We start from the raw sequence: 15,968 nt of genomic DNA, 5'->3' as shown, positions 1-15,968 counted from the left end.
TTAGTTAAAATGTTAGTTTAACACCTGCCGAAAATGTTTTGAACAAGGGATAGACTGTCACACCCGAGTTAATTGACTCAGGGTCCACGTCTTTTATCTTTGAGAATGTCCAGAGGTTAGCTCCTCTGACGTACAGACGGATCCCTCTGGATGAGATAATGTTTCCGGGTCTTACGGGTACGTTGTAGGCCAGTTCTACATTCTGGATCTTGAAATACCCACCGTCACGAAGCCAGAAATTTGAGCCTATAAAGTTGTTGTTGACTTTGTAATAGGTCATTCTCGGATAGGCGCCGTTGATATTATCCTTTGCAAAATCAGAGTAATTATTGTCACCCCAGCCGTTCCAGAAATATTTGTTGGTCATCGGGATGTCGTAAAAAGCACGTCCGTTTCCGATGGCAGTTAATTCAATATTTCGGAAATTCAACCGGATGTTCAGCGCATAGATCAGCCTTGGCGTAACATTGCCAATCTCGCTCTGGTCATTGTCATCGACCACGCCGTCGCGGTTTTTATCCTCATATTTCAAATCGCCGGCCATCAAAGCTTCATCATAGATCTGAGGAACCAGCTTGGTTTCCGCTTCTGTTGCGAAGTTTCCAACATACGTTTGCCCCCAGTAGGAATCGATCGGGGCGCCAAGACGTGTCTGATAATCGTAGCGGAAATCAGGCTCATCGTATTTCAGGATCTTACTGTTTTGATAAGTGGCATTGGCGCCGATCGAAAACCTGAACTCGCCGATCCTGTCGGAATATTGTAAACCAGTTTCCAGCCCGATGTATTTGATTTTGTTATAGTTAAACCATGGCCTGGAGCCTGAAATTCCCGCTACAAGTGGAACGGTATTGGCCAGCTGCGACACCATTCCGTCCCGCAGGTTATTGAAATAATTGATCTCAACCGAAAGTTTCCTCTTAAATAACAAGGCGTCAGCGCCGATGCTGAATTCTTTGCGTTTTTCCCAGGTCAGGTTGGGATTTCCGATCCGGCTCGGGGAGGTTCTGTAAACGGCATTGTCCGTATTGCTGCCAAACCATTGCCCCGTTGAATAGGGTCCAAAAGGAGAGCCTGTCGAATTGACACCCCAGCGATCAAGGTCATAAAAAGGTGGCAGGAAGCTTTCATAACCGATTACTCCAGCTTCCACACGCAGTTTGAGGAAATTTACCGCCTTTAATCCGGACATGAAATTTTCCTCTGAAATCACCCAGCCAAGGCCAGCGGAAGGGAACATGGCGTATCGTTTGTCTTTGGCAAAGCTATACGTTCCGGCATAGTTAAGTACCCCTTGGAAGATGTATTTGTCTTTAAATGAATAAGATCCGGTCAGGATAACGTTCTGCTGACGCTGCGGTTCTTCTATGCCATTTCTAGACGATTTCCCTATATAGTAGGTAAGTCCCGCCTGGACACTGTGAATATCCCAGCTTTTGTCATAGGTAAGGTTTTCATAGACCACAAAACGCTGGGAGTAATAATCATGGAGTTTGGTCTGTCCGGGCATATCCACACCGTCATGTACTTTGGCGAGTTTGATCGTGTCCAGCCCGGCAGCCGTTTTTGAAGGTGTTGGGATGTACGCAATGTAATCTTCCGCCTTCCCGATACGCAGGCTGTTGAATACGTTGAATCCGACATAAGTATTGGATTTCAAACCGGGAACAAGTTCCTTCATATCATATTGAAAAGTGATATTGGATGCACCCGTTCTGCCGGTTTCGGTGTAGTATCCATTGTGCATGAGGTTTCCAATCGGATTGGTTTTGTAGTTTGAGCTTACACCATACCAGGGTGCGACCGGGTTATCACCAAAGGCGGCGTAGACGGGAAATGCGATGGGCGGCGTATTGGTGATATCGTTAATGGCCGAATTAAATTCTATAAGATCCAGGGCGGTATTGGTATTGCCGTCGTCGCTGGTGAAATTGGCGTTGTAGCCATAATTAGCAGACCGACGCAGACTGAGCCCGCCGAAGAAATCAAATTTTATTTTAATAAGCTCATTTATTTTAACGTCGATATTGGAACGGACATTAATACGGTTGTAATCCGATTTTGCCCCAATTTTGTAAATATCACCTTCTCCGTTGTATCCTAAATAAGCATGATACTGCACCGTTTCATTTCCACCGCTTGATGACACATTTACCCGTCTGAATGATTTCGAATTTTTGAGCATCATTTTACGAAAATCGACATTGGGATGATACATATCATAAGGGTCGTTTTTGGCGTAGGCACCCATATCTGATTCGTTGTAAAGAGGCGCCAGGCCGCTGTTACTTCTTGCCAGATTGTTAAGTTTTGCATAATCCGTGCCGGATGCCCAGCCTGGGAAACGATCGATGAGACTCACGCCCTCTTCGGCGTTTACATTCAAAACCCTTTCGTTGACCTTCCCTCGCCTTGTTTTGATATAAATAATGCCGTCAGCGCCCCGGGGACCCAGCATGGCCTTTCCAACGATATCCTTGATGACTGTAACTGATTCGATTTCCTGAGGGTCGATAGGCATTTCGGTGATATCGGTCGGAATATCATCGATCACGAAAATCGGGCTGCGGCCTCTTACCGACAATCCGATTTTTTCGGTAACCCGGAAATTGCCCAGCTGTTCTTCTGCGTTCAATCCTGGGGAACCATCTCTTTCAATCACTTCCAGACCGTTGATAAGCCCTGAGAAAGCGTTGCGAAGATCATTGGTCGGGTATTTTTCAAGATCACTCGTTTTAAGCGTTTGATAACTTCCCGTTGCAAATCTCTTTTTGATATCCATAAATGGCATCGGTATGACGTCCTCCGAAGTGGCAAATGGTTTTGCCTTTTTAAGCGTTATCACGCTGTTTGTGATGATGTCATTAACAAGAAAAACGGATTTACTGTACCCATAAGAGGATATGGATACGAAATCTTCCGGCAATGCTTCAAAATCAAAATCGCCGCTTGCATTGGTTTGTGCATAAATGGTTCCTTCGCCTACAATGATCATGGCCTCGGGAATCGGGTCACCTTTTTCATCCGTCACTTTCAGATTGACAGTAACAGGTTTTTGTTTTTTTTCCTCCTGCGCTTGCATAACCGTACTTTTAAAAAGGCAGAGCAGGCATAAACTGAAAAGGATATAATGGGTGTGAAATGTAGATAATTTCATGATTGTCAGTTCGGAATGTTTGGTCTACCACAATTCATTGGAAACAAAGTTTTTCATCTTGTACATGTCTTCCGTATTAAACGGCAGGTAATACATGGCGTCTTTCCACCGTGTCTGGCGATCAGCGGACATGGGCATGCGGGTATATTTATAACCCGTCGGGTAGGTGGTACTTACCGGAACTTTCTCAATATCCACACGGTACAAAGGCCCGCCCATTACTTGCGGAGCGTCTTTCCAGCGGCGTATGTCGTGGTAATAGTGGCTGCCTTCAAAGCATAATTCAATGGTACGTTCATTTTTGATCCGCTCACGTAACTTGTCTTTTGAGAGACTATAAGCCTGAAGTACATTAGGCATTCCCGCTCGGGTCCTTATTTTGTTCAATGCCTGTAAAGCGGAAGCGGTGGCTCCGGGAGCCATACCATTTGGACCATAAGCTTCATTGGCGGCCTCGGCATAATTCAGATATAACTCTCCGAGCCTGATCAGCGGGTCAGTATACTGCGGCGTCGTTTTGTTGTTTACACTTTGCTCTCCCCAGGTTTTTCTTTCATAGTAACCTGTACGTGTAATGCCTGCATAGGACGGATCCAAAAGCTGGGCGTAAACGGCGGCACCGTTGTTGGTCTCGTAGTAAATTTTTGCCGTTGAGTAACCAGGAATGGGGGCCGTGTTATAAATAATATCGATATAGAATCTTGGGTCACGGTCTTTGTAAGGATCCTGTTCATTGTAATGGCCGGCAGCGGCGGCAGCTTGTCTGTCAGCAGCGGTATTGAGTGGTTCGCCCCATTTCGTTTCAAATTTATCAACGGTATTTTGTGTGGGGCATTCACCCGACCAACCCGTTTTGCCGCCTCCGAAAACACCATTCATCTGGGTATTGAGATCCCCCGCGTTGTACGCTTTTGTTCCTGCATACCAGGCCCATAGCTGCTCGTTGGAATAGGTGGTTCCGATGTAATTTTTCTTGTAATCTGCCAGAGACAGCAGATCGTATCCGCTTTTCTCGGCGATCTGGATAGCTTCCCAGTTTGCCTTGGCAGCTTCTTCCCAATCGGCTGCGCCCCGTTCGTTGTTGAGCGGACTAGCAGCATACAAAAGTGCGCGTGCCTTGTATGCTTTGGCTGCAACACCCGTTGGCCGTTTTTGCTCGGGATTATTTAAATGCCCTGCCACGCCTGGTCCCGGATCTCTGCGCATCAGGTCAGCCTGGGCAAAAAAGGTTGCGGCACTATCCATATCCGCTGCAATACGTACAAGGGTTTCGTGTTTGGATAACCTTGCAATATCCCATGCATCATCCGGGCCGATCACCGTATTCAAATAAGGCATAGGGCCCCAGAGACGGAACAGCTCAAAATGTGCAAATGCGCGGATAAAATGCGCCTGACCTTTAAAATCATTGATATCCACCTGATTTACATCTTTGAGCGCACCAATGTTTTTCAAAGTAATATTACAGATCCTGATGATGGAAAACATTGAACCCAGAATCGGGCGTCTCTGCGGATCGTAGGTCATTTTATTGATGATTGCTGAGATCTGGCCGCTTTTTATAACCTGCGCGTCCATCACACGCCCCATGTCGCTCATGTCTGTGAGCGACTCCAAGGTGTATTTTTGATCCCAGAATTCGAAATAAAGCGGATAACCATTTTTTATATTATAGGCCCGCCAGGTATCACCGTCTTTTTTATTGCCCTCGTAAATGGAGTCGAAAAACTTTTTGAAGTTTTCGTATTTAGAGAATACGTCTTCGGTTGTCAGACCTGATTCCGGGGCTTTGTTCAGGTAATCTTCCACGCAGGAAGTCAGTACCAAACCGAGCATTGCCGTTGACAGCAGTATCGAAATATATTTTTTCATTGTAATGAGATTTAGCATTTAAAATGCCGCTTTAATGGCGAACTTAATACTGGACATCTGTGGATAGAATCCCTGGTTGAAATCCTTGCTATCCGGGTCACCTTCAATGAGTTTGGTGAAAGTGAAAAGGTTATTTCCGGTCACGAAAAAGACAAGGTTAGAGGTGCCAATGACTCTTTTCAGTAGTTTGGAGCTGAAATTGTAGGCCGCATAAACTTCTCTTACTTTAAGAAAACTTGCATTTCTCCAGAAACGGTCTTTAACCATAATGTCGAAACCTCTGTCGGCTTCACCGCCTCCCCAGAAAAGGTTGTCTGTACTACCGCCGTTGGAATAATGAAGCGTTGCGTGTCCGGCACCTGGGTTTGTGGGTGTCCAATAATCAAGCTGGGAAGCGTGCACGCGCCAGTCGCCCTTGATAAATTCAACTTCGTATGGCTGATTGAACTCGACATATTTTCCTACAACGCCCTGAAGCATGAAGTTGAAATCGAACTTTTTGTAGGAAAACCCTGCCGAAAATGAATAAGTTGTGGAGGGATACTCGGAACCCGGAATAGGGTATTTGTCAAGATTCGTGATCTTGCCATCCGAATTGTAATCGAGGTATTTGTAATCTCCGACGTTCAGTTTGTTCAGATCAATAGGAGAAACATTGTTATGAATATCATCAACGGAGGTAAAATAGCCAGTTCCTGTCAATTCAACACCGCTCAGCTGAGCACCCAGTGGCTTGTTTGCTGCTTTCTGATAATCGAAGGCATAGGGCAGATCGTCCTTGAAAAGAATCCGGTTTTCATTGAATCCAAAGATGCCTTTTACAAAATAATTAAACCCGATGGCTGTATTTTTCCGGTACTCCGCTTCGAGTTCGATGCCATGTTTTTTTAATCTCCCCAGGTTAAGTTCTTTAAACGAGTTGCCCACAAGCATGGTTACACTTTGCGGGTTAAGAAGCATTTTTTTACGCTGCTCGTCAAAAAAGTCGACACTAAATGTAAAGCTGTCGTTCCAAAGTCCGAGTTCAATTCCCAAATCTCTTTTTCTGGCTTCTTCCCACTGAGAATACAGGTTTGGGCCAAGATCTTCGCGGATATAACCTGCGTTGTCTTTAAAATAATCACTTAGATATAGCCACCGGTTATCCGCGATGTCGCTACCGACTTTTCCATCGGAATAACGGAGTTTGAGTTTGCTGATCCAGGGTGCACGGTTTTTCATGAAGTTCTCCTCTGAGATAAGCCACCCTGCGGCTCCGGAGGGGAAAAATCCGTAACGTTTCCCCGGTGCAAACCGCTCCGAACCGGTGTATCCCACGTTTACTTCCAGCATGTATTTTCCGGCATAATCATAGGTGGCGCGGCTAACAAGTCCCTGGTTGTAATAGGGAAATTCAATGGTTTTGTCTTTTTGCTGGCGATTTACCAAGGCCAGTCCGGACACATTATGCTTTCCAAATGCGCGGTTGTAGTTTAGCGAGAACTCGTAATAAAGATCTTTGTAGTAGCCGCCTTCCAGCTCTCCGACGTTGATATCCAGCGGACTTTGCTGAAATACTTCATTGCCCTGACCATTTCGGAACCAGGGATTTTCCTCTGTTCCGATTTTATCATAATTCAATTGGTACTCAGGAAAGGAATAACTGGCTGTTAATGACCTGTTTTTGTAATAGGTACTCATAGAAACCTTGCCTCTCATTGATAATCCTTTTGTAACACCTTCGAGCTTCTGATCGAGGATCAAGTCGGTGAAAAGCTTGGATTCCAGATATCGGTTAAATGAACCCTGGTTCATGGATGTGTACGGATTACCGGTAAATTCGCCGAAATTCATCACCAGCCTCTCTCCTCGGTCGTTGGGATAATCCGGGTCCGGAACCTGATCAAGAACCCAGGCGGGGAAGTAAGCAGGATAACGTGACGGGCCGGTTGAATAAAGATTTCGCCATGGAGCGGCGTTAGGTTGGTTTTTTACGCCTGTTTCACCGCCGACATTCAGCGATAATGTGGTGCTTTTCGTCAGGTTAAAATCAATATTGGTACGGTAGTTAAAACGGTTATACCAATATCGTGTGTCATCATAACCTTCATTGTATGCTTTGAAAAAGTCTCCCTGGTGCGCATAACCGATGGACGCAAAATATTTAATGAAATGGGTGCCACCGGATACGTTAAAATTGGCATTGGCGTTGGCTGCGAAAGGTTTTGTCATGACTTTAAACCAGTTCACATCCGGATATCTAAGGCCGTTGAGGGGAGTCGTCGGATTTTTATATTCATTCAGTGCATTTTGAGGGATCAGGTCAGTAAACTGCTGTCCGTTCATCAATGCAATATTGTACATTGACATCGTTCTGTAAGAGCTGATGTGATCGGGTATCCGCGTTGCCTTTGCCAGACCATAGGAAGCGGTGAAGTCCAGTTTTGGTTTTCCGATCGTCCCTCTTTTTGTTGTTACGATAATAACCCCGTTCGCTCCTTTTGCACCGAAAACTGCTGTCGCGGAGGCGTCTTTAAGGACCGAAATCGTTGCAATTTCATTCGGGTCCATGTCTTTGAAATCTCTTTCCACACCATCAACCATAACAAGCGGCTGAGATCCGTTCCAGCTTGAAAGGCCTCTGATGACGATATCTGAGTGATCATTTCCGGGTTCACCATTTTTCTGCATCGTGAAAACACCTGAAAGTTTACCCGCTATGGCGTTGGTAACGTTCGAGGTCCCCGAGCGCATCAGTGCTTTGTTGTCAACCTGGGTAATCGCGCCGACCACACTTTCCTTGCGTTGGGTACCATACCCGACCACCACTACCTCTTCAAGCGACTTGTTCTCCGAAACCAGTTTTATATCAATGGACCTTCTTCCGCCCACCTGAATTTCTTGTGAGATATAACCAATGTAACTATAAACCAGTACAGAACTGTTGCCGGCAACGGTGATCTTATATTTTCCATCTACATCCGTGGAAAGCCCGTTGACCGTACCCTTTTCAACTACGTTTACACCCGGAAGCACTTCACCGTTATCACCTTTTATGACACCAGATAGGGTTATGGCCATGGCAGAAAGTCCATTTGAAACAACCTGTTTCAAATGGTTAGCATGATAATCTTCAACGGAAGATGCAGACATATCCGATTTCCCGGAAAGCGAGGCTGTTGCGGTACTGGCAGTATTGATCGTCTCGGTTACTGTCTGTTTTTTCGCAGTAGAAACGTAGATCGTTTCATTGACCCTGCTAAAGCTTAGGTTTGCTTCCCTGGAAATATGACGCAAGAGTTTTCCGATACTTGCTTCGGCGAAGTTCAGGTCAAGTTTTTTGTCCTGAACGAGCTTTTGATCGTACTGAAAATTGAATTTTGTCTTTTCGTTGATGACAACAAAGGCGTCCTCCAGGGGAACATCCCGGAGGTTAATGGATATGTAGATTTTTTCAATACTCTGTTCCTGGGCACTACTGTCGGTGGCTGACAGGAGCCCGGCAAACAGGCATTGTAAAACCATGCCGATTACTGCATACCTGGACATTGCTACAATTTGTTGTAGTAGTTTAAATTCCATATTTTTGAAGGTTTTGAATTGACATTCATTACACTTGGCCTTTACCGTAACCTGATTGAGCGCCAACTCTTATGCACGGTAAGGCCACACAACTGAACCGGTAATCTATTTGATTACCGGTTTTTTTAGCTTGTATCGGAACCCATTTCTTTCAATATTATTGAATGTTAACAATGTCTGCGTGAATTGAATAAGAGAAGCGGTTGGGGTAACGCATGACGTTGAGGATGTAACCCAACGGTTTGTTGTGGAAACTTCCGCTGAATCGCCACGTTGGATCGGGTTTCAAATCTTTGTTAATGTTGATTTTGACACCATACCATCGTTCAAGTTTGATGATTGTGCTGGCGAAATCGGATTTTTCGAGGTATAAAACACCATCTTTCCATCCGATTTGCTCGGCCTCGTCGTAGGGACTGATCGTTAATGCCTGGCGTTTTTTTTCGAAAGTAGCCATCTCACTTTTGGTAAGACAGACACTGTTTTTTTGTTTCAGAGAGGAAATCTCTGCGCTTACTTTTACCGTCCCTTCTACCACGGCAACCTGAACGTCGTCCGTTTCAGGATAAGCCCGTACGTTAAAGGAGGTGCCAAGCACTTTGGTAGTGACCTTACCGGTATGAATAATAAAAGGAGCATTTTTCATAGCCACAACCTGAAAAAATGCCTCTCCTGTCAGCGTAATCTCTCGAAGGTTATCGGCAAATTGGGCAGGGTAGGACACCACAGAGCCCGCATTCAGTTTAACACGCGTACCGTCGGGAAGTATGATGTCGCGCTGCTGACCATTGTCTGATCTTTGCTCAACAGGTGCCAGTGCGGTATGATGCCGGCCCGAAAGCAGATAACGGTCCGTTGCGAAAATGACTGCCAATACGATGGATGCCGCGGCCATCCATTTTAAAACCGTGAAAATTCTGCCGTAGGTGATCTCTTTGCTTTCAGAAGTCAATGGTTTAACCGTGGCCATAGCGGTTTCAAGCCTTTTCCATTGCTGGTCAACGTCCTCGGTTTCGGGCTTTTTCCCTTTAATTTGAAGTGCATAAATAACCGTTTTTGCTTTTTCGGCTTCGATCCTGCCCGCAGGATTGGCCAATAGCCACGATTCCCAAAGGTGATTTTTTTCCGGTGCCTGGCCGTCAAGCCATGCCCTGAAATCATCATCCAGCACGAAATCGTTACATTTAAAATGTTTGTATTTCTGCTCTTCCACTTTTGTTAGCTTAGTTCTTTATCCAAATAGAGCTCGAACAATCGCTAAGTGACCCTCTGTTTGTTATTTTTTTTCTTGAATTTATTATAAATAATGCGAAAGATGTTGTAACTGATTAATAATTAATCAGTTACTATATGAAATAAATTATTCTAAAAGTGAAGCAAGCGGTCCGGCCTTTGCGGTAAGCTCGGGAGGCGTTGAAAAAAGAAGCGAAAGAAAAATGCTGATGACAAAAGGGACATTCTTTGTTTGCGGTGCCAGTTCACGGTTAAGTGCATCCAATGCTTTGTAAATCAGCTTGTAAACGGCTCTCGTAGAGATGCTCATTACCACCGCTATATCACCGAAAGACTGCTCATTATAAAATTTCAGATACAGTGCTTCTTTCTGGCGATCGGGCAGGTTTTGTATGGCATTTTGCAGGATGGAAATATTTTCCCGGAGTGTCTGGTCCTGAATTATTTTGACTTCAACCGATAACTCGATATTAAAACCGGAATATTCTTTGTCGGTGTCGGATCCGTCGGAATCCAGCTCTACAAAAGAAGGTTCCTGTTTTTTTCTTTTCAGGATTAATCTCCGCAGAGAGGCGAGAAGATAACTTTTAACCGATTCGGATGCGGCCAGAAACTGTTTTCTTTCCCAGATATTCAGAAAAAGGATCTGGATACAATCCTTGATTTCTTCCTCATCTTTATGAAATCGAAGACCGTAGTTAAGCAGCGCAGGGTAATAAAGTCTGAATATTTTTTCAAAAGCGCTGTTGCTTCCTTCTTTGAGTGAATCCCATAGCGGATCACCCTTAAAAACCCCGGTTTTTAAATTTTCTGAATGTTCGTCAGGTAAAATTACTTCATTTCCCATTTTTGTTGAGTTTTCGGAATAATCTTCGCTGCATTAACTAATTCCAAACAAATATCACCCAGGGTTGACTAAAACCGAGACGAAAAATACGTCGCTTACCCTTAAAATATTTATTGTTTTTACCGAAAAATTCAAATAAAGTTTACTTATTCGGCCAAATTTCAATGGCGAAATCGGCGTATGAGCATCGTTTTAGCTGCAACTTTCGATGCCAAATATTGTTTAGCAATAGAGCAGGGCGGAAACTCCTGACGCATCGTTAGAAAGAGGGTATTTTGTTTGAAGATAAGGACCAAAACAGATTATGAATCAGTTACACTTGTTTGATCAGGATGAAGGAATGGTGTTTCCGGAGAATCTTCTGGAATATTATCCGGGGTTTTTATCTGAGAAAGAAAGCCGTGAGGTCATGGAAAAGCTCATGAATGAAGTTCCCTGGCAGCAGCCCGCTATTATGATGTATGGAAAACAGCTGCTGACACCCAGGCTGACGGCGTGGTATGGCGATAAGAATAAATCCTATACATTTTCCGGAAGCCGGTTTGATCCGATTTTCTGGACGGATGCACTTTTGTATCTTAAGGAAAGGATCGAAAGTGCTACCGGATTATCTTTTAACAGCGTATTGCTGAATTATTACCGCGACGAAAATGACTCCGTGGCGTGGCATAGCGACAATGAAGCGGAGCTCGGAGAAAGACCTAATATTGCTTCATTGAGCCTGGGGCAGGGGAGGAACTTTGAATTTCGACACAAAACGGATCACCGGCGGAAGTATTCCCTGTACCTTGGAAATGGCTCCCTGCTGATCATGAAAGGGGATTTACAGCGCAACTGGGAACACCGGATTCCGAAAATAACAACAAAAGTGGCCGGGCGCATCAACCTGACTTTCAGGACAATATTGTAGGATTAGGTCTTCCGGAAAATGCCCTGAGGCTGTAAAAACATAATCCCGGAAAGATTATTTCCGGGATTATGAATTGAATTTTGCTTCGAATTTGGTCTATGTCAACTTGTTGCCTTCTTTCACCTGGTTAACAAATTCTTTCGATGGTTTGAAATGTGGAACAACATGAGCCGGGACAATCACGGTCGATTTCAATGTAATATTCCTTGCTGTTTTCTCGGCTCTTTCCTTGTTAATAAAACTACCAAAACCACGGATGTAAATATTTTCTCCTCCGCTCATTGAATTCTTAACGGTTATGAAAAATGATTCCAGAACCTTTTCTACTTCCTCCTTCGAAATTCCGGTTGCATCGGCTATTTGCGCCACCGTATCTGCTTTTGTCATAAATTTTAGCGGGCTTGTTTAATCTGAAAGAATACTCTTTTAAAACAAGGTAAAAAGGAAAATGGCTGAATCAAAGCATGTTATACAATTTGTTGAAAGTTTTGTTATAAAATAGGGAGAAACAACGTCTGAAATAAAAATGCATCAGGCGCATGTAAATTTTGACACGTTTTTGTTTACCCAACGTGCGCTGATTTCTTAACGAACTTAACTAAAGGATATTTTATCATTCTTCCTCCGTTGGATATGTTCTGAACGCAAGACTTAGTAACAGTGTCTTCCAAGTGCTTCTGTTTTCTTTATCCACTGTGTTCGTATTTCCGGGTTTGCTGTTTTGATAATGCCAAAACGCGTCACTTTCACCGGACTCACACCGCAAAATTCGAGCGTCGATTTTTTTAACTGATTAATGCTGGGCTGACCGTAAAAAAGAAAGTAATACCAGCCCGGCTGATCCATTGTTGTGATGATATGCGCGGTTTTTCCTTTTAGCAGCTTATCCCACCAAACAGAATTTTCCCGGTATCTGAATGCCAAGCCAGGTAAAAAAAGGCGGTCGATGAATCCCTTCATCAGTGCCGGAAGCCCACCCCACCAAACGGGATGGACCCAAACCAGGTGATCAGCCCATTGTATTTTTTTCCAGGCGTCGAGTAAATCAGGTTCCAGATCTGTGCGTTGCTGGTAACCGTACCGCAGATTGGGATTGAAATCCAGCTCGGCAATAACAAGGTATTCGATTTGCGCACCGTAAATTTTAGCACCCTGTATGTATGCCGCTGCAAGGGCATGATTTAAGCTGTCGGGATTGGGATGGCCATTGATGACCAGTACTTTTTTCATACAGAGAATGTACTTTGTGTTTTTAGAATTTACCCTGAAAGAAACCCTTCGAAAACGGTAATTCTTCAAGATCCATTGCAAAAGTAGCGGAGGGATCTATCTAAAAACAGGACAAATGTCCTAAAACACTTCCTGGCTGATCTCCTTTCTCAGACGGCTTAAGTGCCTTGGCGTAATGTTGAGAAACGAAGCTAAATACTGAACGGGTATCTTTAAGATATGTCCCGGCTGTCTGGCCATCAGTTCTGCATACCGCTTTTTGGCGGAATATTTCTGATAGCTGAAAATCCGATTTTCCAGTCCTACATATTGCAATTCTGTCAGATATTTTCCTACTTTCAGCCATGCATTTGAAGATTGATAAAGTGCATCAAGATGTACTTTTTTAATAACCAAAAGCTGTACATCCGTGAGTGCCTGAATGGCTTCTTCGGTAGGTTTTCCGGTGACAAGGGATGACAATGCAGTCATGATATTGCCTTCGAAAGTGAGACAATAAGTGATTTCTTCTCCTTTGTCAGAAAGATAAAAAGATCTTAGGATCCCACTGCTGATAAATACGACTTCGTCACAAATCTTGCCTTCACGAATTAAAAAATCCCCCTTTTTAAGTGTTCTTTTTGTAATATAATTGTCGATTTGATCCAACTCGCCAGTCGTGAGCATGTTTAACTGTTCAAAAAATGCTTTCATTATAAAGTCCTTTCGTTGCTCAAAAGTGAGGGATAAAGATAACTGATATCCGTCATCAAATCGTGCAGGATTTAAATGCCGGGATTTTTTGATAAAATTAATGAGTGAAAATTTTAGCGATCCAATTGTGAGATACCTGCTGTGAGCCGGATTTATGTTCAAAATTTAATTTAATCTTTGACAGGGCAGTTGACTTATTCCATCGTCAATTGGAATATTCCGATCCGGGAAATTGTCAACTAACTTATCCTTTTACTATGAAGATCAAACATCTGACTTTTCTGGCGCTGGCTTTTGCCTTGGGTAACGCAAGTCTTTATGCACAAAAAAAGGCAAACCACTTTTTCCCGAGCAACCGGGAATGGTTTCTTATACCTTCAGAAACAGCCTTGGTAAAAATACTGCCGCCACGCTGGATACGTTGAAAGGGTTGGGGATCAGGGATATGGAGTTTTCGAGTTTGTTTGGGAAAACGGCTGCTGATCTGCGCAAATTGCTGGATGAAAGGGGAATCAAATGCTCGTCTTTTGGGGTAGGTTATGCCGATGCGCTTAATAAAACGCAGGAAGTTGGTCAAAACGCGAAAGCTTTGGGCGCCAGTTTTGTACGCGTAGCCTGGGTACCTCACACTGGGCCGTTTACTTTGGAAATGGCTGAAAAAACGGTAGCGGATTTTAACAAAATAGGCAAGCGGCTAAAAGAGGAATTTGGTCTGACTTTCTGTTATCATAACCATGGTTATGAATTTGAAAAACATGAGGACGGAACGCTGATGGACTACATTATCCAGAAAACGGACCCGAAATATGTAAGCTTTGAGCTCGATATGTTATGGGCGTTTTTTCCGGGTCAGGATCCGGCGGCACTCATTGAGAAATATCCCGACCGTTTTAAACTGGTGCACATGAAAGACCTCAAAAAAGGTGTGCAGGGTAATATGTCGGGCGGAACGCCGGTTGAAAATGATGTGGCTTTGGGAACAGGACAGCTGGATATCCCAACGATTTTAAGAGCCGCAAAAAAATCGTCAATTGAGCATTTTTATATTGAAGACGAAAGTCCGAGTTACGCCAAACAGGTACCGCAGACCATTGCTTACCTGAAAAGCCTTACTTATTAAAACCAAAATGATCCGTTTGTTAATTTGAAACAAACGGATCATTTTGGTTTATTTTACTCCGAAATTTCTATTTCTTTAAAGGTAAAACCGCCTTTCCCTGCCGATAATACTTACTTTTGTCTGAGCATCTGGGGAATTCCGATTTTTCGAGTGGAGGCGGAAGCGTCATTAATCCCCAGGTTCTTCATGATTTCAGAGGAGAGGTTGGAGGTGGAATCACGGGCATAAAGCACCACGGGCCAGAAATCCCCGCCGTCTGGATTTAGGTCCATTCTCAAAACATAGGAATAACCCTTTTGTCTTCCTGCAAAAACGATTGCCTCACTTACCCTTTGTTTAATGGGCGTGAATTTTTTGCCGTAATAATCTCTTAACTCGGACATGGCATTTGTCTCAAAATCTTCATAAGACTTTTTCAGATTTTCAAGTTCGGTCAGCTTATCACGCAATATGGTCTGTTCGGGCTTTGCCGACGCCAATTTCTCCAACGCCGCGGACTTTGCCTCATATTCATCGTATTTGCCTTTGAGTATCTTTTCATACTGCTGACTTTTTAGGGTGATTTCCTGATTCAGCTTTTTAAATTCGGGCATGTTTTCGATAATCAACTGCTGATCAACGTAACCGATTTTGTCATGGTTTTCCTGAGCAAAAACCGATGTGCAGCAGCGTAACAGGGTAATGAAAAGTACAGTTAAGTATTTCATAATGATTTGTTTGAATAAGTGTAACGTGAAATCCGAACGTCATCATGAAATTTCTATTGTCTTAAAAAATGTTAAATAACTAAATTGTTAGTCGATTTTATTTTCGCTTAATCATTTACCAGATTTCAGTCTTTGGCAAAAGCTATTTTAATAGAACGCACTTCACGTATCCATCGGGCCGGTTTCTTATCATTTGGGGTGATAATCCTGAAAGGCCCTTCTCCGGACGGAATGGGCTGGCCGTCTTTTTCGGTCGCAAGTATAATCACCTGGCTGGTGAATTCGGGATCAATTTCGGCGAGTGCGTAAATGACCTCATAACCGTCGGCTGCCTTAATCAGCACATATTTGGCAAGATTTTCGCCACGCAATTTGCTCCCGGTCGTTACGCCGGCCTTTTCAAGCAATTCAATCAGGGCAACACCTTTAAATTCATGCTCCTTTCCATCCCGCTCTTTCACTTTTTGACTCACCTGTTTAAAAGTTGAAAGGTCCTGTAATGTAAGGTTCAAGGGCGTTGCGACTTCCCCGGTAATGGCCACCGACGCTGTATTTTGCGCAAAACCACAAACGGATAGGCTCAATGAAAGGATAAAAACCCACACGAAAGTCAGCGGGTGAAATTTGAATGGAGACAT

General features: G+C 43.8%; 12 protein-coding genes. 2 read left to right on the top strand and 10 right to left on the bottom strand.

What is annotated here, in order from left to right; genetic code table 11:
• Window positions 1–4 precede the first annotated feature (4 nt).
• From RB622_RS06145 to RB622_RS06125, 5 genes are all read right to left on the bottom strand, one after another.
• Window positions 5–3,157, bottom strand: a complete 3,153-nt coding sequence (locus RB622_RS06145) for a SusC/RagA family TonB-linked outer membrane protein (protein WP_308045659.1) — start codon at window positions 3,155–3,157, stop codon at window positions 5–7.
• Window positions 3,158–3,181: 24 nt separating this feature from the next.
• Window positions 3,182–5,029 (bottom strand): RagB/SusD family nutrient uptake outer membrane protein, encoded by a 1,848-nt coding sequence (locus tag RB622_RS06140; protein ID WP_308045658.1) that lies wholly within the window; start codon window positions 5,027–5,029, stop codon window positions 3,182–3,184.
• An 18-nt stretch (window positions 5,030–5,047) separates the two neighbouring features.
• A complete protein-coding gene (locus tag RB622_RS06135) occupies window positions 5,048–8,590 on the bottom strand; it encodes a TonB-dependent receptor (RefSeq protein WP_308045657.1) in 3,543 nt (1,180 codons plus the stop codon).
• 157 nt (window positions 8,591–8,747) lie between these two features.
• Window positions 8,748–9,803 carry a FecR domain-containing protein gene (locus tag RB622_RS06130; RefSeq protein WP_308045656.1) on the bottom strand — a complete coding sequence of 352 codons (1,056 nt, stop codon included), beginning with the start codon at window positions 9,801–9,803 and terminating at the stop codon, window positions 8,748–8,750.
• Between the two features lie 147 nt (window positions 9,804–9,950).
• Window positions 9,951–10,670: a sigma-70 family RNA polymerase sigma factor gene (locus tag RB622_RS06125; protein ID WP_308045655.1), complete on the bottom strand. Its 720-nt coding sequence runs from the start codon at window positions 10,668–10,670 to the stop codon at window positions 9,951–9,953.
• 304 nt (window positions 10,671–10,974) lie between these two features.
• Here RB622_RS06125 and RB622_RS06120 point away from each other — a divergent pair, with 304 nt between their 5' ends.
• Complete coding sequence (locus RB622_RS06120; protein ID WP_308045654.1) at window positions 10,975–11,580, top strand: alpha-ketoglutarate-dependent dioxygenase AlkB; 606 nt, start codon at window positions 10,975–10,977, stop codon at window positions 11,578–11,580.
• A 96-nt stretch (window positions 11,581–11,676) separates the two neighbouring features.
• Here RB622_RS06120 and RB622_RS06115 read toward each other — a convergent pair whose 3' ends face one another.
• From RB622_RS06115 to RB622_RS06105, 3 genes are all read right to left on the bottom strand, one after another.
• Window positions 11,677–11,967 carry an HU family DNA-binding protein gene (locus tag RB622_RS06115; RefSeq protein ID WP_308045653.1) on the bottom strand — a complete coding sequence of 97 codons (291 nt, stop codon included), beginning with the start codon at window positions 11,965–11,967 and terminating at the stop codon, window positions 11,677–11,679.
• Window positions 11,968–12,231: 264 nt separating this feature from the next.
• Window positions 12,232–12,810 (bottom strand): NAD(P)H-dependent oxidoreductase, encoded by a 579-nt coding sequence (locus RB622_RS06110; protein WP_308045652.1) that lies wholly within the window; start codon window positions 12,808–12,810, stop codon window positions 12,232–12,234.
• Window positions 12,811–12,930: 120 nt separating this feature from the next.
• Complete coding sequence (locus tag RB622_RS06105; RefSeq protein ID WP_308045651.1) at window positions 12,931–13,503, bottom strand: Crp/Fnr family transcriptional regulator; 573 nt, start codon at window positions 13,501–13,503, stop codon at window positions 12,931–12,933.
• A gap of 361 nt (window positions 13,504–13,864) precedes the next feature.
• Between RB622_RS06105 and RB622_RS06100 the strand changes: the two genes are divergently transcribed.
• A complete protein-coding gene (locus tag RB622_RS06100; protein WP_308045650.1) occupies window positions 13,865–14,623 on the top strand; it encodes a sugar phosphate isomerase/epimerase in 759 nt (252 codons plus the stop codon).
• A 110-nt stretch (window positions 14,624–14,733) separates the two neighbouring features.
• Here RB622_RS06100 and RB622_RS06095 read toward each other — a convergent pair whose 3' ends face one another.
• On the bottom strand, window positions 14,734–15,330 hold the full coding sequence (locus tag RB622_RS06095) for an OmpH family outer membrane protein (RefSeq protein ID WP_308045649.1): 597 nt from the start codon (window positions 15,328–15,330) through the stop codon (window positions 14,734–14,736).
• Window positions 15,331–15,455: 125 nt separating this feature from the next.
• Window positions 15,456–15,968 carry a molybdopterin-dependent oxidoreductase gene (locus RB622_RS06090; RefSeq protein WP_308045648.1) on the bottom strand — a complete coding sequence of 171 codons (513 nt, stop codon included), beginning with the start codon at window positions 15,966–15,968 and terminating at the stop codon, window positions 15,456–15,458.

It is taken from the genome of Dyadobacter sp. LHD-138 (assembly GCF_030929615.1).
In the GTDB taxonomy this organism is placed as follows: Bacteria; Bacteroidota; Bacteroidia; order Cytophagales; family Spirosomataceae; genus Dyadobacter.
Note: the sequence above shows the minus strand (reverse complement) of the source record. Positions and strands in the feature narration are given on the sequence as shown.